We start from the raw sequence: 23,267 nt of genomic DNA, 5'->3' as shown, positions 1-23,267 counted from the left end.
CAGGAGCTGAACCCGATGCTGAAATTTACCGATGAACATGAGTGGCTGAAAATCGAGGGTGATGTTGCGACTGTCGGCATCACCGCGCATGCTGCCGAGCAGCTTGGCGACCTCGTCTTCGTGGAACTGCCGGAAGCCGGCACCGCGCTCGATAAGGGCGCGACCGCCGCGACCGTCGAATCCGTCAAGGCCGCCTCCGATGTCTATTGTCCGCTGGACGGCGAGATCGTCGAAAGCAATCAGGCGATCGTCGATGATCCGGCGCTGGTCAACAGCGATCCTCAAGGGGCAGGCTGGTTTTTCAAGTTGAAGCTCTCCGACCCGTCCGCCGTCAACGCGCTCTTGGACGAGGCCGCTTACAAGGAGTTGATCGCCTGATGAGCATGCCGAAGGATTTCACCTTTACCGATTACAAGCCGTACGACTTCGCCAACCGGCGGCATATCGGTCCCTCGCCCGACGAAATGGCCGATATGCTCAAGGTCATCGGCTACAGCAGTCTCGACGCCATGATCGACGACACCGTCCCGCCGTCGATCCGCCAGAAGGAACCGCTTGCATGGGGGGCGGCCATGACGGAACGCGAGGCGCTCGACAAGATGCGCGAGACCGCCAACCGCAACAGGAAGCTCGTCTCGCTCATCGGTCAGGGCTATTACGGCACGATCACGCCGCCGGTCATCCAGCGCAACATCCTGGAAAACCCGGCCTGGTACACGGCCTATACGCCCTACCAACCGGAAATCAGCCAGGGCCGGCTCGAGGCCCTGCTCAATTACCAGACGATGGTCTGCGACCTGACCGGCCTCGATGTCGCCAATGCCTCGCTGCTCGACGAGGCAACCGCCGCCGCCGAAGCGATGGCGATGGCCGAACGCGTCTCGAAGTCCAAGACAAAGGCCTTCTTCGTTGATGAAAACTGCCATCCGCAGACCATAGCCCTGCTGCAGACCCGCGCCGAGCCGCTGGGCTGGTCGATTGTTATCGGCAATCCTTTCACCGATCTCGATCCCGTCGATGTCTTCGGGGCGATCTTCCAGTATCCCGGCACCTACGGTCATGTCCACGACTTCAGCGGCCTGATCGCCCGGCTGCACCAGACCGGCGCGATTGCCACGATGGCGGCCGATCCGCTGGCGTTGGCATTGTTGAAATCACCAGGCGAAATGGGCGCCGACATCGCCATCGGCTGCACCCAGCGCTTCGGCGTCCCTGTCGGTTATGGTGGCCCACATGCCGCCTATATGGCCGTCAAGGACGCCTACAAGCGTTCGATGCCTGGCCGTCTCGTCGGCGTGTCCGTCGATGCGCGCGGCAACCGTGCCTATCGCCTGTCGCTGCAGACCCGCGAACAGCATATCCGCCGCGAGAAGGCGACATCGAACATCTGCACCGCGCAGGTCCTGCTCGCCGTCATGGCCTCAATGTATGCCGTTTTCCATGGTCCCAAGGGCATCAAGGCGATCGCCCAGAGCGTCCATCAGAAGGCCGTGCTTCTGTCCCTCGGACTGGAAAAGCTGGGCTACACGGTCGAGCCGGACGTGTTCTTCGACACGATCACCGTCGATGTCGGCAAGTTGCAAGGCATCATCCTGAAGACGGCTGTTGCCGAAGAAGTCAACCTTCGCCGGATCGGTACGACAAGGATCGGCATCAGCCTCGACGAGCGCTCACGGCCGGTCACGCTGGAAGCCGTCTGGCGTGCCTTTGGTGGCGATTTCAGCGTGGAAGATTTTTCGACGGGCTACCGCCTGCCGAAATCTCTGCTGCGCACGAGCGAATACCTGACGCATCCGATCTTCCACATGAACCGCGCGGAAAGCGAAATGACCCGCTATATCCGCCGGCTCTCGGACCGGGACCTGGCGCTCGACCGCTCGATGATCCCGCTCGGTTCCTGCACGATGAAGCTGAACGCCACGGCGGAAATGCTGCCGATCACCTGGCCGGAATTCTCGGAGATCCATCCCTTCGTGCCGGCCAACCAGGCCGAAGGCTATCGCCACATGATCACCGATCTCAGCCAGAAGCTCTGCCAGATCACCGGTTATGACGCTGTCTCGATGCAGCCGAACTCGGGCGCGCAAGGCGAATATGCCGGGCTTCTCACGATCCGCGCCTATCATCTTGCCAATGGCGACGATCATCGCGATGTCTGCCTGATCCCGACCTCGGCGCACGGCACCAATCCGGCGTCGGCCCAGATGGCCGGCATGAAGGTGGTCGTCGTCAAGGTTTCGGACAATGGCGATATCGACATGGACGATTTCCGCGCCAAGGCGGAGCAGTATGGGGCCAACCTCTCCTGCTGCATGATCACCTATCCCTCGACGCACGGCGTGTTCGAAGAGAATGTCCGCGAGGTCTGCGAGATCGTCCACAAGCACGGCGGCCAGGTCTATCTCGACGGCGCCAACATGAACGCCATGGTCGGCCTTGCCCGCCCCGGCGATATCGGTGGCGATGTCAGCCATCTCAACCTGCACAAGACGTTCTGCATTCCGCATGGCGGCGGTGGTCCGGGCATGGGGCCGATCGGCGTCAAGGCGCATCTCGCCCCCTACCTGCCCGGACACCCTGAAACAGACGGTGGCGAAGGTGCCGTCTCGGCTGCTCCGTTCGGTTCGGCATCAATCCTGCCAATCTCCTGGAGCTACTGCCTGATGATGGGCGGCGAAGGCCTGACGCAGGCGACCAAGGTGGCGATCCTCAATGCCAATTATATCGCCGCGCGTCTGAAGGGCGCCTATGACGTACTCTACAAGTCGGCCAAGGGTCGTGTCGCGCATGAATGCATCATCGACACCCGCCCGCTGGTCGATAGTGCCGGCGTCACCGTCGATGACGTCGCCAAGCGGCTGATCGACTGCGGATTCCACGCCCCGACCATGAGTTGGCCGGTTGCCGGCACGCTGATGATCGAGCCGACGGAATCGGAAACCAAGGCGGAACTCGACCGCTTCTGCGACGCCATGCTGGCGATCCGCGCCGAAGCGCAGGCGATCGAGGACGGCAAGATGGATCCGGTGAACAACCCGCTGAAAAATGCCCCGCACACGGTCGAGGACTTGGTCGGAGAATGGGACCGTCCCTATACCCGCGAGCAGGCCTGCTATCCGCCGGGCGCTTTCCGCGTCGACAAATACTGGTCGCCGGTCAACCGCGTCGACAATGTCTTCGGCGACCGCAACCTGGTCTGCACCTGTCCGCCGCTGGAGGACTATGCCGAGGCTGCCGAATAACGAGCACACAGAAGGGGCGCGTCGGGCGCCCCTTTCTCATCCCGGCCATGCGACGATCAGACGGGTAGGTGCTCGTAGGGATGAATTGACACATCAAGCCAGAAATGCGTGAACCCTTCGGCGAATTTCCTGTAGCCGCTGACCGAGGACGGTTTCAGCGTGTAGGCATTGGCACCGGAGGCATAGGAGGTATAGACGTCGGACGGGTTCATCGACGACGTCAGCATGATCACCGGAAGCACCGCTGTCCTGATGTCGGTGCGGATGCGCCGCAACAGGTCAATGCCGTTCATTCCCGGCATGTTGATATCCAGAATCACGTAGTCGAAAGTCTCGCCCGACAGCCGGGCAGTGGCGACATCCGAATCCGTAACATGGGTGATTTCCAGGTTTCCTCCGACATCGGCGAAGGCACGCATCACGAAATGCGCGTCAATCAGATCGTCATCGACGACGAGAAGCTTCTTTACCTGGTTGCCCAATCGCCTCTGGCTTTCTGACGGATCAACTCATTCCGGAAGGGTCAGGATGAAACGTGCACCCTCCGAGAATGTCGTGTCAAGCGCAATGGAGCCATTGTGGCTCTCGGCAATCCGTTTTGCCAGCGCAAGCCCGATTCCGGTGCCCTGATAAACTGCCTCGTCACGATGAAGCCGCTGGAACACATCGAAAATCTTCTTCGCAAATCGGGGATCGACGCCGATTCCATTGTCCTGGAAACAGACCCGAACCTGACCGTCTTCCTTCTCGCTGTAGATGCGGATGACCGGCTTGACACCCTCCTTGCGATATTTGATGGCGTTGCCGATCAAGTTCTGGCACAGGCGCTTCAACAGCTCCGGATCGCCTTTCACCTGCGGCAGGGAATCAAACTCGAACCGGGCGCCTGCCTCCCGAACAAAGGTCCCGAGGATGAGGATCGCGTCCGAGATCACATCCGCCATCGAGACCGCCTGCCAGTTGCCGATCTGGTCGGCGATCTGGGCATAGTCGAGCAGGCTGTCGATCAGTTGATCCATTCTCCGTGCGCTCTGGCGCAAATGCCGGGCATAGGTCGGCAGTTCATCGAGATTGCCGCTCGCCACATCCTCGCTGATCATTTCGGAGAACATCGATATGTGGCGCAGGGGGGCCTTCAGGTCGTGAGAGACCGTGCCGGTGAATTGATTGAGCGCCTCGTTTTTCCGCTGCAGTTCGGCGCCCTGCTGCGCGATGCGGGCCTGTTGCTGCTTCAGTTCGGTAACGTCGCGGCCGACAGTGATGTATTCGACCAGCCTGTTACCGTCGAAGACCGCCATGTTTGACCAGAAAACCCAGAAATCGCTTCCATCGGCCAAAATCCGTTTTTGCTCACGCGAAAGGATGGGCGTGTCCGGGGTCAAGTTGCCGAGCACGCCGACTACCCGTTCCCTATCCTGTTTAGGAACGAAATCCAGAAATGGTTTTCCGATCAGTTCATCGGCGGAAAGCCCGGAGAACGCAGCGTAACGGTCGTTGACGAAGGTGAAGCGAAGATCCCTGGAAATGCGGGTGATGAAATCGGGAATATTCTGGACCAGCGTGTAATATTCCAGCCTCTGCCGGTCGCGCGCCAGTTCGGCTTCCTTCAATTCGGTCACGTCGATGCGCAGGGCGACCGTATTGCCGTCTTCGGTCCGGAGGTTTTCGACCCGCAGCCAGCGTCCGTCGCCATAGGGGAAAACCGATGCCTTGCCGCCCGGATGGCGAAAGTCATACATCCGGCCCTCGAGCCATTCAGCCGCTTCCGGCGAGCCGACCGGCGCCAGCGGATAGCTGCCGGATTCATAGACAGCCGTCACGATCTCTTGCGCGGTCATACCGACCCGTAAGGCCGCGCCGACCGGACCACAGACCTTCCGATAGGCGTCGTTATAGACGATCAGCGTTTCATTTCTGTCGAAGATTGCGAATCCTTCCGGGATCGCCTGCAGCGCCGTGTTGAGGATATCTCCGGCCTGGCGCCGCTCCTCGGCGAGATGGAGGTAATCGGAAATGTCGTGCACGACGGCGATGAACCCCTGCATGGTCCCGGCCTCGTCGGCCACCTGTGTCACCCGCAAACGTGCGGAAAACGTCGAACCATCCTTGCGGCGATAGCGATAGACGCCGTCGGAAAAATCCTCGCCGGCGATTTTTTCGGAATCGCGGCTCAGGCAAGCGTCGTAATCCTCATCCACCGCATAAAGGCGACGCGCCGGGCAGTTGCGGAACTCATCCGGTGCATAGCCGAATTGTTTCGATGCCGCCGGATTGGCCGCAAGGATCATCCTGTCGGCGTCGACGATGACAACAGGATCGGGAAAACTGTCGTAGAGGGCCTGGATGAAATGTTTCTGGGAAATCGGCATCGCGATCCAAGCTTTCGCCAAGAATGTCGGCAGCGCATAAGAACAGAAAAAGAGACCGGCGGGAACGGGTCTCTTTTTGAAATTCGTCTATCTCCGGCCAGTTAAACTGTTTGAAATTCAGCCGGCACGAACCACCGCATCACCCTTGGCGGCCAGCGCTGCCAGATCAGCCGGCTTCAGTTCGACGGATTCGCCGCAGCCGCAGGCCGATGTCTGGTTGGGGTTGTTGAAGGTGAAGCCGGAGCGCAGCGTCGTCACCTCGAAGTCCATGCGCGTTCCGAGGAGATAGAGAACGGCTTCCGGCGCGACCCAGACCCTGGCGCCGTCATGCTCGACCAGATCGTCCTTGGGATTGACCGATGTCGCCATGTCGATGGCATATTCCATGCCGGCGCAGCCGCCCTTCTTGATCGAAACGCGAATGCCCTGGGCGTCGCCGCCGGCATTCTCCACGATCGCCTTGACGCGGCCTGCCGCCGCATCGGTCAAACTCATGATTGCGAAGCCCATCGGCCATTCTCCTTGTCGCAATCAGGTTCAAGGCCTGATGCTTTCCGAGTCCCGAATGTAATGTGCGCTGGTTAAGGGATCAATACGCTGTCAGTACCAGCCGACGGCAACCTGCGCTTCTTCCGACATGCGATCCGGCGTCCACGGTGGATCGAAGGTCATCGAGACCTCGACGCCGGAAACACCTTCGACGGCGCCCACCGCATTTTCGACCCAGCCCGGCATCTCGCCGGCAACAGGGCAACCGGGGGCCGTCAGAGTCATGGCGATCTTGACCATGCGGTCGTCTTCGATATCGATCTTGTAGATCAGCCCAAGCTCGAAAATGTCGGACGGAATTTCCGGGTCATAAACTGTCTTCAGCGCGGAAATGATGTCGTCGCTCAGACGCGCAAGTTCGTCCGCCGGAATTGCGGAGTGAACAATCCCTTCGCGAACGTCGATCTTGTCTGCAGTCGTATCAAGGCTCATCGGTGTGTGTCCTTACGCAAAGAATTTGCGGGCTTGGTCGAGCGCATCTACCAGCACGTCCACCTCGGCCCGCGTATTGTAAAGGCCAAAGGATGCACGGCATGTGGAGGTCACGCCGAAGCGTTTCAAGAGCGGCTGGGCGCAATGCGTGCCTGCCCGAACCGCAACTCCCGCCCGATCTATCACCATCGAGACGTCATGGGCATGGATTCCTTCCAGTTCGAAGGAAAAGATACCACCTTTGCCCGGCGCCGTCCCGATGACGCGCAGGGAATTGACGGAAGACAGCTGCTGATGGGCGTAGGCAGCAAGATCAGCCTCGTGCGCCGCGATCGCGGCCCGGCCGATATTGTCCATGTAATCGAGCGCGTAACCCAGACCGATCGCTTGGACGATCGGCGGCGTGCCGGCTTCGAAACGGTGCGGCGGATCATTATAGGTGACGTTGTCCTCGGTCACCTCGAAGATCATCTCGCCACCCCCCATGAACGGCCGCATCTCCTTCAGCCGCTCGGTCTTGCCGTAGAGGACGCCGATGCCGGAGGGGCCGTACAGCTTGTGGCCGGTCATGACATACCAGTCGCAATCGATGTCCTGGACATCGACCGGCATGTGTACCGCGCCCTGGCTGCCGTCGATCAGCACTGGAATGCCGCGCTCATGCGCGATCCGGCAGATTTCCTTGACCGGGACCACTGTGCCCAGAGCGTTGGACATATGGGTGATGGCCACCAGCTTGGTGCGATCGGTCAGGCATTTGACGAAATCATCGATATGGAAGGCGCCCTGGTCATCGACCGGCGCCCAGACCAGCTTGGCGCCCTGACGTTCGCGGATGAAATGCCACGGCACGATGTTCGAATGATGCTCCATGATCGAGACGACGATCTCGTCGCCATCGCCGATCTTCGGCATGCCATAACCGTAAGCAACCGTGTTGATCGCCTCCGTCGAGGACTTGGTGAAGATGATGTTGTCGACCGACGGTGCGTTCAGGAACTTGCGTACTTTTTCGCGCGCGCCCTCATAAGCGTCCGTCGCGGCATTGGAGAGAAAATGCAGACCGCGATGGACGTTGGCATATTCGTTGGAATAGGCATGGGCGACGGCGTCGATGACCACCTGCGGCTTCTGGGCCGAGGCGCCATTGTCGAGATAGACCAGCGGCTTGCCGTAGACACTCCGCGACAGGATCGGGAAATCCCTGCGGATCGCTTCGACGTCATAGGTCGGGACCGGCACCGTGTGTTCCATGTCAATGTTCCAATCAGGCGTGCTTTTCGAGCCAAACCGAGATAATGGTTTCCAGCGTCTCGATCAGCCCTTCATGCTCGAGTTCCTCGACGATCTCATCGACAAAGGCATTCACCAGCATGGCGCGCGCCTTGTTTTCCGGAATGCCGCGGGCTCTCAGGTAATAGAGATGCGTCGGGTTGATATCGATCACCGTCGCGCCATGTCCGCACTGGACGTCGTCGGCAAAGATTTCCAGCTCCGGCTTGGCCGAAAAATCAGCATCGTCGGACAAGAGAAGCGTGTTGCACGCCATCTTCGCATCGGTCTTCTGCGCATCCGGAGCAACCCGGATCTGCCCCTGGAAGACGCCCTTGGCACGGTCGAACAGGACGTTGCGAATGACCTCCTTCGATGTCGTGTTCGGAACGTCATGACCGAGCGTGAAGGTCACGTCGGTATGGGTGTCGCCGCCGAGCAAATTGATGCCGCGCAACTGGAAATCGGCGCCCTCTCCCGTCGTCACGCCGTGTATTTCCTGGCGCACCAGCTTGCCGCCGGCATTGATGACGAACAGCCGAAGCTTGGCATTCGTGCCGAGGTCGAAATTGACCTGCGCGAGATGGCTGTCGCTTGCGCCCTGCTGCTGCAGGATGATCCAGGTGATATCGGCGCCATCATCGAGGATGAGATCGCTGACAACGGTAACGAGGCTTGCCGCATCGCCGACCGAGAGATGACGCTCGATCACCGTCGCCCTCGTATTGGCGCCGAAGGTGACAGGAAAGCGCGAATGGTTCTGGCCGGCGCTCTGCACCAGTTGCAGTTCCAACGGCTGTTCGAGCACCGTGCCTTCCGGCACCTCGATCTCGAAGCCGTCCCGCACCAGGCTGCCATTGATGCGGCCAATCGCGTCTTCCGGATCGCGCTCGACCAGATCGGCGGCTGCAACGCCATCGATCAGGCTCTCGGCATAGGTCCGCACGTTGACAGTGGTTGGCAACACCTTACCGTCCGCCTTGCCGTTGAGGACGGCGAGCACCAGGGAGCCAGGAACCAGCGGATCGACCCTTTCGGCAAAGGCAGTCGGCTCGAAAGCCGGGACGCTTCGCAGCAGCGCGCGCAGGTCGGTATAGTGCCAGGATTCGAGCCGGCGCGTCGGCAGGCCTTGCGTCTTCAGGTCGGCCAGCAGCGTATCACGCGCCGACAGCACAGCCCCTTCGCCCGGCAGTTCGCCGATCGCCGTCGTGTAGGCATCGACAAGGGCGGTTTCGGCGGCCGTCATCGTGATTGCCGTTTGCATGTTCATACCCTGTACTCCTCAGGCCGCCGCGTCGATGATGTCGGCGTAGCCATTGGCTTCGAGATCGAGCGCCAGCGACTTGTCGCCGGACTTGATGATCTGTCCCTTGTAAAGCACATGGACACTGTCCGGCACGATATATTCCAGCAGGCGCTGGTAGTGCGTGATGACGATGACGGCGCGGTCGGGCGAACGCAGCGCATTGACACCGTCCGAGACGATCTTCAGGGCGTCGATGTCGAGGCCGCTATCGGTCTCGTCGAGGACGCACAGGTTCGGCTCCAGCAGCGCCATCTGCAGGATTTCGGCGCGCTTCTTCTCTCCGCCTGAAAATCCGACGTTTAACGGCCGCTTCAGCATGTCCGGATTGATCTGCAGCTTGGTGGCGGCTTCCTTGACGCGACGGATGAAGTCCGGTGTCGTCAGTTCGGCTTCGCCGCGATACTTGCGCTGCTCGTTGAGCGCGACCTTGAGGAACTGCATGGTCGCAACGCCGGGAATTTCGACCGGATACTGGAAGGCCAGGAAAATACCCTTGGCCGCGCGCTCGGACGGGTCGAGATCGAGGATGCTCTCGCCGTTATAGAGGATGTCACCCTCGGTGACTTCATAGTCTTCGCGGCCCGACAGGACGTAGGACAGCGTCGACTTGCCGGAGCCGTTCGGCCCCATGATCGCTGCCACTTCGCCGGCCTTTACCGTGAGGTTCAACCCACGGATGATCTCGGTGCCATCAGCGGCGATGCGGGCATGGAGGTTCTTGATTTCAAGCATTTCAATCTTCCTAGCGTGGTCGGCTCGCATGGTTCATGCAAACCCATGTCTTGGGCGCTTCGATCAGACCGCCGTCATCCTCGGGCTTGTCCCGAGGATCTGACAGTCTATCAATTGTAATCGCTCCACATTTTTGTGCTCTGATGTGGGCGATAGGCATTATCGACTTCATCAATTCGTTCGAACAGATCCACCCAAGTGGGATTGAGGCCTTCGATCAGTTCGATCTTCCAGTCCCGCCGATACCTCTTCAAAGATTTCTCGCGTTGTATCGCAAGAACGATGTTCGGGTGACGTTCGAACCAAACCAATTTTTCCGCTCGATATTTCGCAGTAAATCCTTCGTGGATGTGATTGCGGTGTTCCCAAATTCTTCCAGCGAGGTCCGACGTCACTCCGATGTAAATAACGCCTCGGGGCTTGTCGGACATCATGTAGACGAAACCGGTCAATCACGTCTCCAAATCAGCCCAGCAGATCCTCGGGACAAGCCCGAGGATGACGGCCGGATCATTTAACCCACGCTTCCTTCCAGCGAAATTCCGATCAGCTTCTGCGCTTCGACCGCGAACTCCATCGGCAATTCCTGGATGACTTCCTTGACGAAGCCGTTGACGATCAAGGCGATCGCCGCTTCCGTCGGGATGCCGCGCTGCAGGCAGTAGAACAACTGGTCCTCGGAAATCTTCGACGTCGTCGCTTCGTGCTCGAACTGGGCCGAGGAGTTACGTGCCTCGATATAGGGCACCGTGTGGGCTCCGCACTTGTCGCCGATCAGAAGCGAGTCGCACTGCGTGAAGTTGCGGGCGTTCTCGGCCTTGCGGTGGGTCGAGACCTGGCCGCGATAGGTGTTCTGGGAAACGCCGGCAGCGATGCCCTTGGAGACGATGCGGCTCGACGTGTTCTTGCCGAGATGGATCATCTTGGTGCCCGAGTCGATCTGCTGGTGGCCGTTGGAGACGGCGATCGAATAGAATTCGCCCCGCGAACCGTCGCCGCGCAGAATGCAGGACGGATATTTCCAGGTGATCGCCGAGCCGGTCTCTACCTGTGTCCACGAAATCTTCGAGTTCTTGCCGCGGCAATCGCCGCGCTTGGTGACGAAGTTATAGATGCCGCCCTTGCCGTCCTTGTCGCCCGGATACCAGTTCTGGACCGTCGAATACTTGATTTCGGCATCATCCAGGGCGACCAGTTCGACAACGGCCGCATGCAACTGGTTTTCGTCGCGCTGCGGCGCCGTGCAGCCTTCCAGATAGGAAACGTAGGCACCCTCTTCCGCGATGATCAAGGTACGCTCGAACTGGCCGGTTCCCTTTTCATTGATGCGGAAATAGGTCGACAGCTCCATCGGGCAGCGAACGCCCTTGGGAATGTAGACGAACGAGCCATCGGTGAAGACGGCGCAATTGAGCGTGGCGTAATAATTGTCGGTCGTCGGGACGACGGAGCCGAGATATTTCTTCACCAGATCCGGATGTTCGCGGATGGCTTCGGATATCGACATGAAGATCACGCCGGCCTTCTTCAGCTCTTCCTTGAACGTGGTCACCACCGAGACGGAATCGAAGACGGCATCGACGGCAATGCGCGGCGTCGTGACGCCAGCCAGGATTTCCTGCTCGCGCAGGGGAATGCCAAGCTTTTCATAGACCTTCAGCAGTTCCGGATCGACGTCGTCAATCGAGGTCGGACCGGGCGTGCTCTTCGGCGCGGCATAGAAGTAGATGTCGCTGAAATCGATCTTCGGATAGTTGACGCGCGCCCAGGTGGGTTCCTCGAGCGTCAGCCAGCGCTGGTACGCGTCCAGACGCCATTCCAGCATCCAGTCCGGTTCGTTCTTCTTTGCGGAAATAAAGCGGATGATGTCCTCGGACAGGCCTTTGGGGGCCTTGTCCATCTCGATCGTCGTCTCAAACCCGTATTTGTACTGGTCCACATCGATCAGGGCGACCTGATCGATTGTTTCCTGCACGGCAGCCATGTCGTTCTCCAATCTCGCCGGATACAAGGTCCGGCAGCTTGTCAGCACGATACAATGTTCGTTGCATCGTCTATGTAGTGGGCTTAAGAGGCATTTTCACCCCATTTGCCAAGCGGAAAATCCAAATTCCCGCAATTTTATTCCTTCACGCTGCAGCGCCCGAAAGCCTCCTGCGCGACGCGATCTTTGCGAACACCTCGGCACAGCGATCGATCTCCGCCGTGGTCGTCGATGGGCCGATCGAAATCCGCAGCGCGCCGTGGCGCGGATCATGCCCCATCGCCGACAGGACATAGCTCTGGCCAACCTTGCCGGACGAGCAGGCCGATCCCGCCGAAAGCGCCACGCCTTCGAGATCGAACGCGATCTGCCCGGTCTCGGACTTGAGTTCTGGCAGGGTAAAGAAGCAGGTATTGCCGATCCGTGCGCCATCGCTGCCATGGATGATAACGTCCGCCGCCGCCGCAACCATGGCCGTCTCAAGCCGGTCGCGAAGGGCGGAAACCGCCGTCATGCGATCATCGAGCCCCTCTGAGGCGAACCGGGCGGCTGCGCCGAACCCTGCGATCGCGGCCGGGTTTTCGGTGCCGGAACGATGTCCCTTTTCCTGGCCGCCGCCGCGGATCAGGGCCGAAGGCATGAGGATTTCACCCCGCGACACGAGAGCGCCGACGCCTTTCGGGCCGCCAATCTTGTGGGAAGAGACGATCAGGAAGTCCGCGCCGAGCTCATCGATCCGCAACGGCAGTCGACCGGCGGCCTGAACAGCATCGACGACGAGAATGCCGCCAGCGTTTTTCACCAAGGCCGAGACGTCCGCAATCGGCTGGACGATCCCGGTCTCATTGTTGGCGAGCATCACCGCCACCATCGGCAATCCGGATTCGCGATCATGCGTCGCCAGCGCCGCTTCGAGAGCCGCGAGATCGATGACGCCGGCGGAGGTCACTGCAATCTCGCCCACTGCATCCTTGGCAAACCGGCCGCCTTCGCGCACAGCCGGATGTTCGATCGCGGAAATGTACAGACGGCCGATTTTCAGCGGCGTCTTGCCCATGCGAAAATCCGGCGTCAGCACCCAGTTGGCCGCTTCCGTGGCGCCGCTGGTGAAGGTGACATTGGCCGACTGCGCGCCGCAGAGAGCCGCGACGTCACGGCGGGCATTTTCAATAAGCATGCGAATCTTGCGGCCTTCGCCGTGAACCGAAGACGGGTTACCGGCAAGGTCGAGCGCGGACAGGCAGGCCTCGCGCGCAGCTGGCAACAGCGGCGCGGTGGCATTCCAATCCATATAGATACGCTGTTGCGTCATGGTCCTTGCCAAAGCTCGACCGGTTGCCAAGTTAAAGGCATACGGTCGATGCATTTTCCTTGAAATTTTCGCCTCGCTTGCCGTAAGAGACGACACTCGCCACGGAAAGACCGTGTCAAAGTTTTGAATGGTTCTAAACTGCGTTCTAGAAAAGCTGACTGCCGTCGTCAAGACTGCTTCGGCCCTTGAGCCGGTTTTTAATGCCAGAAACATGCCCGGAGAGCCAATGCCCGAAATTATCTTCAACGGACCGGCCGGTCGCCTCGAAGGCCGCTACCAGCCGTCCAAGCAGAAGAACGCCCCGATCGCCATCGTCCTGCATCCGCATCCGCAGTTCGGCGGGACGATGAACAACCAGATCGTCTACCAGCTGTTCTACATGTTCCAGAAGCGCGGTTTCACGACGCTCCGCTTCAACTTCCGCTCGATCGGCCGCAGCCAGGGCGAGTTCGACCATGGCGCAGGTGAACTGTCGGATGCCGCCTCGGCGCTCGATTGGGTGCAGAGCATGCATCCGGACTCCAAGAGTTGCTGGGTCGCAGGCTATTCCTTCGGCTCCTGGATCGGCATGCAGCTTCTGATGCGCCGTCCGGAAATCGAAGGCTTCATGTCGATCGCGCCGCAGCCGAACACCTACGACTTCTCGTTCCTGGCGCCCTGTCCGTCCTCCGGCCTGATCATCAACGGCGACCTCGACAAGGTGGCGCCGGAAAAGGACGTCAATAATCTCGTCGACAAGCTGAAGGCGCAGAAGGGCATCCTGATCACTCACAAGACCGTGCCGGGCGCGAACCATTTCTTCAATGGCCAGGTCGATACCCTGATGGCCGAGTGCGAGGATTATCTCGACCGGCGCCTGAACGGCGAACTGACACCGGAACCGGCAGCCAAACGCATCCGCTGAATGCATCGACGAACCCGACATGAAAAAGGCCGGTCATCCGGCCTTTTTCATGTGTGACATTGTCTGATCTCAGGCACGGGCCTGCCAGTCTTCGAAGCTGATCTCTGCCGGATGGCGAGCGCGGTTGACGCGATTGCGACCGCCCTTCTTGGCATCGTAAAGCGCACCATCGGCCCGATTGATCGCATCCGAAATCGGAACGGTCGCAGATCCCAGCGCGCAGACGCCGAAGCTGGCCGTGAGGCGCAGATGCTCCGGCAGGCCGGCGAAGACGAGCGACGAAAACGTCGTGCGCAGGCCCTGGGCAAAGAGATAACCCGTCGTTTCGCCGGTGGATGGCAGGAAGACCGCAAATTCCTCCCCGCCGAACCGGGCGCAGATCGCTTCCGGCGGAGCCTGCTCCTTCAGCATGCGGCCAAGCGCCACGATCACCTGGTCTCCGGCGGCATGACCATAGGTATCGTTGACCGCCTTGAAGTGATCAAGGTCGCAAAGAACCACGCAGTGCGGATAGGCGGCGATCGGTCGGGCGAGGATCTGGTCGACGCGGTCGTTGAAACCGCGCCTGTTGAAGAGACCAGACAGCGGGTCGATCTCGGAATTGGCTTTGGCGTCATCCATGATCTCGACGACGATGACGGCAAGCAGCGTCAGGCCGGTCGATACGACGAGCACGGCCCCAACGCTCTGCGAGATGAGTGCGTAGGTGCTCGACAGATAGGTTTCCGCTGTCCGTCCGCCGACGAAAACGATGGCGAAATAGACCTTGCTGGCGAAATGTACCGCCGTGAGCAGCAGGAGCGCGATCAGCGTGACGTCGGCCGTCTCCCGCCGTCCCGACCGGTAGATCGCCGCAGCCGAGATGAGTTCGGCGGCGATGAAGGGAATCTGGTAGCCGAGCGAATGATAGAGGGTGCCCCGCGGCAGATCGTAGATCAGCAGATTGAGGGTCAGGGAAATGCCGAGGATTGCCGTCATGGTCATGACGCTCGACGGTACCGCATAAAGCCGGCCGAGGCCGACGCGGATCATCAGCAGGGCGCCGAGCAGCGAGGAAAAGGCACCGAAGCTGGCAAGCCGATCATAATCGGCATAGCGGATGGTGACTTCGAAGATGGCGGAGAAGGACGCGACGGCGAAGGCGGCGGCAAACCAGCGGCCGGCCGCAGGAACGCGGCTGCGCCTGGCGATCACCAGAAAGAAGACGCAAAAAAGCTGCGCTATCAGGAAGTTGACCGTCAAAAGGAAAAGCGCGCCGTTCATGTCTACGTCCGTTAGGGGCGTGCCCCTCGCATGCCCTCATACCTGCGGTGCCGGCACTGAACTTGTCACTGGTGTGCAGGGCGTCGCGGATTCGACACGAATAGTATCTGTCCACCGCAAAAGAAACGTTAATCGTTGATAACGGCCTTCAGTTTCATGGCCGTTTGAAAACACCGCCGATGACAGGATGGCTGACGCCCGTGGTGGCCGGGAAGGTCAGCGGCAGGCCGGCAAGCGAGCGGACGGCAAGATAAGCCCAGGCCTCCGCCTCCATCGCGTCGCCGTCAAGCATCGCCTGTTCAGCCGCAAGAACAACAGCCCCATCCGCGCGCATCTGTTCCGCGAGATCCTTCATGATGATCCGGTTCAGCCGCCCGCCGCCGCAGACAATGTATGTTCCCGGCCGCGCCGGCAGATGCTGCGACGATTTGAAGATCGCCGCCGCCGTGACATGGGCAAGCGTGCGGGCGCCGTCCTCGAGGCTTGCCTCGGTGCCATCTGGCGGCAGGAAATCGTTGCGATCCAGAGACCGCCGTTTTGCGGCGCTGAAGAACGGATTGGCCAAATAGCGCTCGGCGAGTCCGCTCAGAACCCGCCCCTCGCTGGCGATTGCGCCGCCCTGATCATAGGGAATGCCGGCATGTGTCTCGACCCATTGATCGATCAGCGTATTGCCGGGGCCGCTGTCATAGGCAACGATCGCGCCGTCGGTCCCGACGAAGGTCAGGTTGGAAATGCCGCCGATATTGACGAAGACCACGGGTCGATCTCCGCGCAGGTCCAACGGCAATCCGGCGGCAAGGGCGGCGTGATAGGCCGGGATCAACGGCGCGCCCTGCCCGCCGAACAGCATGTCGTTGGCGCGCATGTCATGGACCACGGCAATCCCCGTCTCGCGTGCCAGCAGGGCGCCATCGCCGAGCTGTACGGTCAGCGCCTCATCGGGACGATGCAGGACCGTTTGACCATGAAAACCGACGACATCAACTTCTTCAGGCTTCAAATTGTTTTTGCTTAGAAAACTCCGCACCGCCTCGGCATGACGTAACGTCAGTTCTTGCTCCACGGCGGCAAGGCTGCCCGGCCGTTCGCCGCGCACCTTGATGGACTTGGCATCCTCCAGCGCCTGCTTCAGGCGATTGCGAAACGGTGCTTCATAGGAAATGCCGAGAGCCGGACCACGCTCGACGCGGTCGCGGCCATCGGTGCGAACCAGGGCGACATCGATACCATCCATGCTCGTACCGCTCATGAGCCCGATCGCCGTCTTCATTTCCAACATCTCCGAACCTCACAAACATTCCGTCGCAAACAGGTGCACTTTTGCAGAAACAGTGCTAAACGCCGCGCAATTATCCAGCAAGTGTCCATTCCGTTCGAAAACAGCCCACCGAAAGAGACAGGTCATGTCCGAGTTCAAGTCCGATTTCCTTCACACCCTCCAGGAACGTGGTTTCATCCACCAGACGTCCGACAATGCCGGCCTGGACGCCCTGTTCAACAAGGAGACTGTGACGGCCTATATCGGCTTCGACCCGACCGCCCCGAGCCTGCATGCGGGCGGTCTGATCCAGATCATGATGCTGCACTGGCTGCAGGCGACCGGCCACCGGCCGATCTCCCTGATGGGGGGCGGCACCGGCATGGTTGGCGACCCCTCCTTCAAGGACGAGGCACGGCAGCTGATGACGCCGGACACGATTGCCTCCAACATTGCCAGCATCAAGTCGGTCTTTGCCAATTACCTGGCCTATGGCGACGGGCCGAAGGATGCGCTGATGATCAACAATGCCGACTGGCTGCTCGGCATCAACTATCTCGAATTCCTGCGCGATGTCGGCCGCCATTTCTCGGTCAACCGTATGCTCGCCTTCGACAGCGTCAAGACGAGGCTCGACCGCGAGCAGTCGCTGTCCTTCCTCGAATTCAACTACATGATCCTGCAGGCCTACGACTTCGTCGAACTCCACAAGCGCACCGGTTGCCGTCTGCAGATGGGTGGCTCGGACCAGTGGGGCAACATCATCAACGGCATCGACCTTGGCCACCGGATGGGTACGCCGCAGCTCTACGCGTTGACCTCGCCGCTTTTGACAACGTCGTCGGGCGCCAAGATGGGCAAGTCCGTCAATGGCGCGATATGGCTCAACCCGGACATGCTGTCGGCCTATGATTTCTGGCAATACTGGCGCAACACGGAAGACGCTGACGTGTCCCGCTTCCTGAAGCTCTATACCACGCTGCCTATGGACGAGATTGCCCGCTTGTCGCAACTCGGTGGGGCTGAGATCAACGAAGTCAAGAAGATCCTGGCGACCGAGATCACCGCGATGCTGCACGGCCGCGCAGCCGCCGAAGAAGCGGCGGAAACCGCGCGCAAGACCTTCGAGGAAGGTGCGACCTCGGCGAACCTTCCCTCGATCGATGTTCCGACGGGCGAACTCGAAGCCGGCATCGGCATCCTGGCGCTTTTTGTCCGTGCGGGATTGGCGGAGTCCAACGGCAAAGTGCGGCAGTTCCTCAAGGACGGCGCCGTGCGGGTCAACGACGTCGTGAGCAGCGACGACCGCCAGGTCATCGGCGCGCGCGATGTGACCGCCGATGGTGTCATCAAGCTGTCGCTCGGCAAGAAGAAGCACATTCTGGTGCGCCCCGCCTGAGCCTTGCTCTGATCGGGAAAATTTCAAACCGGCGGTGACCCCGCCGGTTTTTTATTGAAATTCGAATATGTTGCGGAACACGCCCGGCGCGATGATCGAGAGCGGATTGATCGTCAGCTTCGGCTTGGAGAACGCACCCTCGAGCTTGAAGGTGATGCCGAGCAGCCCGCGATCCCGGCCATTCCCGAGCAGCACGCCGATGATCGGCAACTCGCCGAACAACCGGTTGAGGCCGTAGGCTGGCATGAATGTGCCGGTCATGTTCATGTTGCCGTTGCTGTCACGCACAACGCCCTGGAACGTTGCGCCCACATCGACGCCCCGTACGACGCCGCCCTCGACAGCCACCGTGCCATTGTCGAGCACGAGATTGGCAAATCCGCGCTCGAAACGGGCTGAACTGACGTTGATATCCTTTTTTACAGCCTGGTTCAGGCTTCGCCCGTCGGCACCCGTGGGCGTCGAAACGATGGATTTCAGTCGCTCTTCATCGACCAGCGAGAACTTGCGGACATCGACATTGCCCCGCCAGGAGCCTGCACCGCGATCGCGCAGTTTCAGATTGAGCAGGCCGCCGCGCATGTTGCTGTAAAGATTGGCAAAGCGCGCCAGCGAACCGGCATCGCCGCTGGTCAGTTCGAGCATGTTGTCGGCGCCGCTCTCCGTCATCCTGGCAACGACCGCCTGCCCGCTATCGGTGACGGCCGAGAGATCTAGAACGTCGATATCGCGGCCCCGGCCAGCATAGTTCAGGTTGAAATTCGCCAGCGTCTCGCCGTGGAAGCCCGTCACCTTGTCCAGGTTCGCTTCCAGCGCGATCCGCTTGCCATTGGACGTATCGCTCCCGCCCGGGCTGCGCAGACTGTCGATTACCGGACGGATATCGGCCGCGCTGCCATTGACTCTGACCGCGAACCCATTCTTCTGCCGATTGATCCTGACCGCATAATTATCGCCCTTGGCAAGCTGCACCGAGGTGAACTGGCCGGAATTCAAGCCGGATTTATCGACCACCAGCTTGCCCCTGGCGCCAAAACTGTCGCCATCGATTTCCAGGTCTTCGATCTGGGTGACGCCATCCGTCGTCGATGCGGAGAAGGTCGCCTTGGCGTCAATCCCTGAGCCCTTCGACCAGCCGATCCATGGCAGCGAAATCGTCGATTGATCGAGATCGGCCGTCACCGTCTGCTGGTTCCTGTCATCGATGGAAATTTCCAGCGCCACGGGGCCATCGACGATCCCGGAAAGCCCGGGCGCCAGCTTCACGAGTGCCGCCGCCTGCAGCGTTCCGGAAATCTTGCGCTGCCGCTTGACGGGGCTCGACGAGCCGACGGGCTCGGTCAGTTCCAGGTTCATCGGCGTGCCGTCGATCTGCGCCTTCGCTTCCAGCACCGCTTGCCGAGGATCGATCCTAAGCGTGCCATGGATGTCCGAGATCATCCGGCCGCTCATCGGCTTGTTGAGCGTGACGCCATCCAGCGCCATTTCCGCCTGCCACTGGGGCGGCGGCGGTTGCTGGGCGGTGACGAGCCCGAACCGGGCGCCGACCTGCGCCGTCAGTTCGCCGGAGAAATCCTCCACCTTGAACGGTGTCTTCTGCAGGGCGAGAAGCGGCCGGTAGCTGACAAGCTCCGCGATTGCGTCGGCCTGACCGCCAACATCAAGCTTCATTTCGGCAATCAACGGCTTTTCATAGGTGTTCGGAATGACGAAATCGCCGCCGTTCAATGTGACGGAACGACCGGACGGGAAATAGGCGGTTCCCCGGCCGATCGCGACATCGAGCCGCTCGCCCTTCAGCGTGAAGTCGCCGGCGGCGTCGCGCAACGGCGGGATGTCGCCCGCCAGGTTCACGCGCGCATCATCGACATGGAACTGGACGTTCAGTTCTTCCGCATTGAGATCGATCGGCCCGACCGTGCGGGTGATGCGACCCATCGGCAGGAAGACTTCGATGCGGCCGTCGGTGACCGTGCCACCATAAATATTGTTGATCACCCAGCGTCGCGCCGTCTTGCCGACCCACCAGGGCCAAAGCTGCTTCACGGCCGCCGACTGGATATTGGGCGTGAGCAGCGCAAAACTGATCTGCGGAGACTCGTCGCCGAAGGTCATGGCAAGCGACCCCGCCGCGTTTCCGAGGCCGCTGGCAACGGTCAGTTCGTTGAAGACCAGTTCGTGAGTTTCGGACAGGAACCGGCCGCTTGCCTTGGCGTCGAAGATCAGCGGCGCTTCGGTGACATCCGTGGGTGACGAGCTGGCCGACTGCACGAGAAGATCAAGCGAAAATCCTTTTGGGGCGCCTGTGTCCACCTGGTCGAGATCGGCAACAGCCCCGGTGAATGGAAAACTCGAGCGGCCGACGCGCACCGTTGACGGCAGGATTTCGACGCGGTTGCGGATGAAATCGTAGGTGAGGTTCAACTCGGAGGGCTGAAGCCGCGACGAAAAGCCACCCGCATCGAAGCTGCCGACATTCGAGCGCCCCTTGAGCTGCAGCGATGGCATGACGGCCTCGCCCCCGCGGGTCGCCTTGATGCTGAGGTCCGCGCTACTCTTGATCCCGAAGGCAAGCTCCGTCTCGGTCGGATTGCGATAGAGGAGCGCCGCGAGTGGCAGTCCCACTGCAGCACCATCGATCGCGGTCACGCGCCCATTCTGCCGGTCGGTGCTCAGATGCAGTTCGGCGGTTTCCCCGTCGATGTTGAACAGGCCGTCGATCGTCATGGAGCCATCGGCACCACGCTTGAAATCGACGCTTTCGACGACGACGGGAACGACGCGCTTGCGCGGGCCGGCAAAGGACAATTTGAGATCTGCGAGGCGCACGATTTCGGTATTGCTGCGATCGATCAGGCGCGAGACCGCGTCCATCTGCGCGAAGACCGTCTCCAGTCCTTCCGCGACATGACCGACGCGGATCGCCGTCACATCGATCGGCTTGCCCTGCGGCAGGAGCGAGGGATCCAGCATCGCGCCTTCCGCCTCGATCCGCGCGACGGAAATCCGGCCGCTCAACAATGCCAGCGGATTGAGTTCGATGAAGACTGAATCGGTGGTCACCAGACGCTTGGCGGAAACATTCTCGACCAGCGTCACGTCCTGCGCCTTGAGCGCCAGCCCGCCATTGCCCGTAACACGCAGCACCGTGCTGCCGACCTCGGCGTGATAGCCCTTGCCGATCGCGGCGTTCAGCGCGGTTGTTGCCCGCGCATTGAGCGGCCCGTCGATGAAGCCGCCTTCGATCGCCGCAAGAAGGGCTGCGCCGGCGAGACAGAAAAACGCAGTGATGACGACCGTCGTGGTGAAGATCAGGCGCAGGATGCCGCGCTGTGTGGGCGCATGCACGATGCACGGGTCATGCGCCTGCGCCGAAGGCAAGGAATGCAGGACGACAATGTCTTGCTTGCGAAACGATACCTTTTCGCCGCGGATTTCAGTCATCGGCTCAGGCTGTCTCCGGAAGTATTAAGGCCATCATGCGATTCGTTTCCAATCTGCGCCGCTGGCGTCTCTTCACGACGACCGCGTCCATCGCACGCCAACAGCTTTCGCCGCGCATGACTGATTCAATGCGGGTTCTCGCCCGTTATGCCATCGTTGCGCCGCTTCGCGCGCAGGCAGTTTCACCGTCCACAGTAGTTAAAGAACAACGGCACGGCAAACGATGTCTGTCCTCTGGTCGGCTCCATTCGCCCGATATACGGTATCGGCGTTACACGACGCTGGACGCCGCCGGCGCTGCAGCACTTTTATACCGGCTGCATATTTCATCCTTAAACCGATTCCGGTTCGAGGAATTATGCAGTAGGACCAGACCAGCCGCAGCCCATGCCTCAGAAAAAAGGAATATCCATGGCGAATTTGACAGAAGGCACGATCGCGCCGGATTTTACCCTGCCGCGCGATGGCGGCGAAACCGTTTCCCTGTCTCAGTTCAAGGGGAAAGCCATCGTGTTGTTCTTCTACCCGAAGGACGACACGAGCGGCTGCACGGCCGAATCGATCGCCTTTACCGGACTGAAAGATGAGTTCGCAGCCGCCGGCGCCGTCATAATCGGCCTGTCGCCTGATTCCGTGAAGAAGCACGACAAGTTCGCCAAGAAATATGATCTCTCGGTCATCCTCGCCGCCGACGAGGAGAAGACTGTAGTCAACGCCTATGGCGTCTGGGTGGAAAAGAGCCTGTACGGCCGCAAATATATGGGTGTCGAGCGCACGACCCTGTTGATCGATGCCGAGGGCGTGGTTCGCCGGCTCTGGGAAAAAGTAAAAGTCCCCGGCCATGCCGAGGAGGTGCTGGCAGCGGTGAAGGACCTTGCGCGGGCAGATGCCGGACAATGACGGACCTGCCGGCGATCCGCAGCCTGCGCGACGGGGCCGCCCACGCTATCTGCGCGGCCGATCTGGACCTGAAGACGCTGTTGGCGCAGGAAACGGCACGGCGCTGGAGCGAGCGACGCCTGTCCTTGCGCACGCCGCTCGACAGGATGGCGCCGGATCGCCCGGGACGTCCTGAAAAACCGGAGCTCATTCCACCACGCAAGATGCCACGCCGGGCGCTGACCAGCGAGCGCGGGCGAATCGCGCTCCTCCATGCGATCGCCCATATCGAGCTGAATGCAGTCGATCTGGCGCTCGATATCGTCGCCCGCTTTGCCGTCGAGCCGGTTCCGAACTCGTTCTTCGACGGCTGGATGCGGGTGGCGTTCGAGGAAGCCAAGCATTTCCGCATGGTGCGCGACCGCCTGCGTGCCTTGGGCGCCGATTACGGCGACCTGCCGGCCCATGATGGCCTCTGGCAGGCGGCGCACGATACACGCAACGACCTGACGGCGCGGCTGGCCGTCGTGCCGCTGATTCTCGAAGCCCGCGGCCTCGACGTCACGCCAGCGCTGCAGGCGAAGATGCGCGAGGCCGGCGACCATGAGAGCGCCGCGGTGCTCGACGTCATCTACGAGGATGAGAAGGGCCATGTCGCCGTCGGTGCGAAATGGTTCCGGTTTCTCTGCGCCCGGCAAAAAAAGGATCCGGCGGCAGCCTTCCAGGCGCTGGTTCGGGCCAATTTCAGGGGGCCGCTGAAGGCGCCGTTCAACGACATTGCAAGGGCCGAAGCAGGTCTCACCCCCTCATTCTACCGGTCCATGACGGCCTCCGTAAACACCTGATCGCAAGGCTTTATTAACCTTAACGGTGTCTAATCACCCGCATCAAAATCGTGTTTTATTGCACGGGGTGGGGG

General features: G+C 60.6%; 19 protein-coding genes. 6 read left to right on the top strand and 13 right to left on the bottom strand.

Annotated elements, in window-relative coordinates; translation table 11 throughout:
• Positions 1-15 precede the first annotated feature (15 nt).
• Together gcvH and gcvP are read left to right on the top strand one after the other, a co-directional pair.
• Positions 16-378 carry a glycine cleavage system protein GcvH gene (gcvH, locus tag VL202_RS08975; RefSeq protein ID WP_113244772.1) on the top strand — a complete coding sequence of 121 codons (363 nt, stop codon included), beginning with the start codon at positions 16-18 and terminating at the stop codon, positions 376-378.
• Positions 378-3,242 carry an aminomethyl-transferring glycine dehydrogenase gene (gcvP, locus tag VL202_RS08970; RefSeq protein ID WP_325463784.1) on the top strand — a complete coding sequence of 955 codons (2,865 nt, stop codon included), beginning with the start codon at positions 378-380 and terminating at the stop codon, positions 3,240-3,242. Before gcvH ends, gcvP begins: the two co-directional genes overlap by 1 nt.
• 56 nt (positions 3,243-3,298) lie before the next feature.
• Here the strand turns inward: gcvP and VL202_RS08965 are convergent, their stop codons facing one another.
• From VL202_RS08965 to VL202_RS08920, 10 genes are all read right to left on the bottom strand, one after another.
• Positions 3,299-3,724, bottom strand: a complete 426-nt coding sequence (locus tag VL202_RS08965; RefSeq protein ID WP_325463783.1) for a response regulator — start codon at positions 3,722-3,724, stop codon at positions 3,299-3,301.
• A gap of 27 nt (positions 3,725-3,751) precedes the next feature.
• On the bottom strand, positions 3,752-5,611 hold the full coding sequence (locus VL202_RS08960) for a PAS domain S-box protein (protein ID WP_325463782.1): 1,860 nt from the start codon (positions 5,609-5,611) through the stop codon (positions 3,752-3,754).
• 117 nt (positions 5,612-5,728) lie between these two features.
• Positions 5,729-6,121, bottom strand: coding sequence for a Fe-S cluster assembly scaffold SufA (gene sufA / locus VL202_RS08955; RefSeq protein ID WP_325463781.1), 393 nt, complete (start codon positions 6,119-6,121; stop codon positions 5,729-5,731).
• Between the two features lie 90 nt (positions 6,122-6,211).
• Positions 6,212-6,592: an SUF system Fe-S cluster assembly protein gene (locus VL202_RS08950; RefSeq protein ID WP_325463780.1), complete on the bottom strand. Its 381-nt coding sequence runs from the start codon at positions 6,590-6,592 to the stop codon at positions 6,212-6,214.
• 12 nt (positions 6,593-6,604) lie between these two features.
• The gene (locus VL202_RS08945) at positions 6,605-7,846 is read right to left on the bottom strand and encodes a cysteine desulfurase (protein WP_325463779.1); all 1,242 of its coding nucleotides are present in this window, start codon (positions 7,844-7,846) and stop codon (positions 6,605-6,607) included.
• 13 nt (positions 7,847-7,859) lie between these two features.
• Positions 7,860-9,134: a Fe-S cluster assembly protein SufD gene (gene sufD, locus VL202_RS08940; RefSeq protein WP_325463778.1), complete on the bottom strand. Its 1,275-nt coding sequence runs from the start codon at positions 9,132-9,134 to the stop codon at positions 7,860-7,862.
• Positions 9,135-9,146: 12 nt separating this feature from the next.
• A complete protein-coding gene (sufC, locus tag VL202_RS08935) occupies positions 9,147-9,902 on the bottom strand; it encodes a Fe-S cluster assembly ATPase SufC (RefSeq protein WP_325463777.1) in 756 nt (251 codons plus the stop codon).
• Between the two features lie 110 nt (positions 9,903-10,012).
• Positions 10,013-10,354 carry a GIY-YIG nuclease family protein gene (locus tag VL202_RS08930; RefSeq protein WP_325463776.1) on the bottom strand — a complete coding sequence of 114 codons (342 nt, stop codon included), beginning with the start codon at positions 10,352-10,354 and terminating at the stop codon, positions 10,013-10,015.
• Between the two features lie 62 nt (positions 10,355-10,416).
• A complete protein-coding gene (gene sufB, locus VL202_RS08925; protein WP_325463775.1) occupies positions 10,417-11,886 on the bottom strand; it encodes a Fe-S cluster assembly protein SufB in 1,470 nt (489 codons plus the stop codon).
• Between the two features lie 145 nt (positions 11,887-12,031).
• A complete protein-coding gene (locus VL202_RS08920) occupies positions 12,032-13,198 on the bottom strand; it encodes a cysteine desulfurase family protein (protein WP_325463774.1) in 1,167 nt (388 codons plus the stop codon).
• Positions 13,199-13,424: 226 nt separating this feature from the next.
• Between VL202_RS08920 and VL202_RS08915 the strand changes: the two genes are divergently transcribed.
• Positions 13,425-14,102 (top strand): alpha/beta hydrolase, encoded by a 678-nt coding sequence (locus tag VL202_RS08915; protein WP_325463773.1) that lies wholly within the window; start codon positions 13,425-13,427, stop codon positions 14,100-14,102.
• A gap of 69 nt (positions 14,103-14,171) precedes the next feature.
• Here VL202_RS08915 and VL202_RS08910 read toward each other — a convergent pair whose 3' ends face one another.
• Together VL202_RS08910 and VL202_RS08905 are read right to left on the bottom strand one after the other, a co-directional pair.
• Complete coding sequence (locus VL202_RS08910) at positions 14,172-15,365, bottom strand: GGDEF domain-containing protein (RefSeq protein ID WP_325463772.1); 1,194 nt, start codon at positions 15,363-15,365, stop codon at positions 14,172-14,174.
• A 154-nt stretch (positions 15,366-15,519) separates the two neighbouring features.
• Positions 15,520-16,647 carry an anhydro-N-acetylmuramic acid kinase gene (locus tag VL202_RS08905; protein ID WP_325463771.1) on the bottom strand — a complete coding sequence of 376 codons (1,128 nt, stop codon included), beginning with the start codon at positions 16,645-16,647 and terminating at the stop codon, positions 15,520-15,522.
• Between the two features lie 124 nt (positions 16,648-16,771).
• On the opposite strand from VL202_RS08905, the gene tyrS reads away from it, so the two are divergent.
• Positions 16,772-18,025 (top strand): tyrosine--tRNA ligase, encoded by a 1,254-nt coding sequence (gene tyrS, locus VL202_RS08900; protein ID WP_325463770.1) that lies wholly within the window; start codon positions 16,772-16,774, stop codon positions 18,023-18,025.
• Between the two features lie 51 nt (positions 18,026-18,076).
• On the opposite strand, the gene VL202_RS08895 is transcribed toward tyrS, so the two are convergent.
• On the bottom strand, positions 18,077-21,469 hold the full coding sequence (locus VL202_RS08895; RefSeq protein WP_325463769.1) for a DUF3971 domain-containing protein: 3,393 nt from the start codon (positions 21,467-21,469) through the stop codon (positions 18,077-18,079).
• 411 nt (positions 21,470-21,880) lie between these two features.
• Here VL202_RS08895 and VL202_RS08890 point away from each other — a divergent pair, with 411 nt between their 5' ends.
• A complete protein-coding gene (locus VL202_RS08890; RefSeq protein WP_325463768.1) occupies positions 21,881-22,369 on the top strand; it encodes a peroxiredoxin in 489 nt (162 codons plus the stop codon).
• Entirely contained in the window at positions 22,366-23,193 is an 828-nt protein-coding gene (locus tag VL202_RS08885) for a ferritin-like domain-containing protein (protein ID WP_325463767.1), read from the top strand. Before VL202_RS08890 ends, VL202_RS08885 begins: the two co-directional genes overlap by 4 nt.
• The last annotated feature ends 74 nt before the right edge of the window (positions 23,194-23,267 follow it).

This window comes from Pararhizobium sp., from assembly GCF_035497515.1.
In the GTDB taxonomy this organism is placed as follows: domain Bacteria; phylum Pseudomonadota; class Alphaproteobacteria; order Rhizobiales; family Rhizobiaceae; genus Pararhizobium.
This window is presented reverse-complemented; position numbering and strand designations above follow the sequence as displayed.

Excerpts from the sequence above, each read along its gene's own strand:
- gcvH (WP_113244772.1), top strand. The coding sequence starts at position 16 with ATGCTGAAATTTACCGATGAACATGAGTGGCTGAAAATCGAGGGTGAT.
- gcvP (WP_325463784.1), top strand. The coding sequence starts at position 378 with ATGAGCATGCCGAAGGATTTCACCTTTACCGATTACAAGCCGTACGAC.
- VL202_RS08960 (WP_325463782.1), bottom strand. The coding sequence starts at position 5,611 with ATGCCGATTTCCCAGAAACATTTCATCCAGGCCCTCTACGACAGTTTT.
- sufA (WP_325463781.1), bottom strand. The coding sequence starts at position 6,121 with ATGGGCTTCGCAATCATGAGTTTGACCGATGCGGCGGCAGGCCGCGTC.
- VL202_RS08950 (WP_325463780.1), bottom strand. The coding sequence starts at position 6,592 with ATGAGCCTTGATACGACTGCAGACAAGATCGACGTTCGCGAAGGGATT.
- VL202_RS08945 (WP_325463779.1), bottom strand. The coding sequence starts at position 7,846 with ATGGAACACACGGTGCCGGTCCCGACCTATGACGTCGAAGCGATCCGC.
- sufD (WP_325463778.1), bottom strand. The coding sequence starts at position 9,134 with ATGAACATGCAAACGGCAATCACGATGACGGCCGCCGAAACCGCCCTT.
- sufC (WP_325463777.1), bottom strand. The coding sequence starts at position 9,902 with ATGCTTGAAATCAAGAACCTCCATGCCCGCATCGCCGCTGATGGCACC.
- sufB (WP_325463775.1), bottom strand. The coding sequence starts at position 11,886 with ATGGCTGCCGTGCAGGAAACAATCGATCAGGTCGCCCTGATCGATGTG.
- VL202_RS08920 (WP_325463774.1), bottom strand. The coding sequence starts at position 13,198 with ATGACGCAACAGCGTATCTATATGGATTGGAATGCCACCGCGCCGCTG.
- VL202_RS08915 (WP_325463773.1), top strand. The coding sequence starts at position 13,425 with ATGCCCGAAATTATCTTCAACGGACCGGCCGGTCGCCTCGAAGGCCGC.
- VL202_RS08910 (WP_325463772.1), bottom strand. The coding sequence starts at position 15,365 with ATGAACGGCGCGCTTTTCCTTTTGACGGTCAACTTCCTGATAGCGCAG.
- VL202_RS08905 (WP_325463771.1), bottom strand. The coding sequence starts at position 16,647 with ATGTTGGAAATGAAGACGGCGATCGGGCTCATGAGCGGTACGAGCATG.
- tyrS (WP_325463770.1), top strand. The coding sequence starts at position 16,772 with ATGTCCGAGTTCAAGTCCGATTTCCTTCACACCCTCCAGGAACGTGGT.
- VL202_RS08895 (WP_325463769.1), bottom strand. The coding sequence starts at position 21,469 with ATGACTGAAATCCGCGGCGAAAAGGTATCGTTTCGCAAGCAAGACATT.
- VL202_RS08890 (WP_325463768.1), top strand. The coding sequence starts at position 21,881 with ATGGCGAATTTGACAGAAGGCACGATCGCGCCGGATTTTACCCTGCCG.
- VL202_RS08885 (WP_325463767.1), top strand. The coding sequence starts at position 22,366 with ATGACGGACCTGCCGGCGATCCGCAGCCTGCGCGACGGGGCCGCCCAC.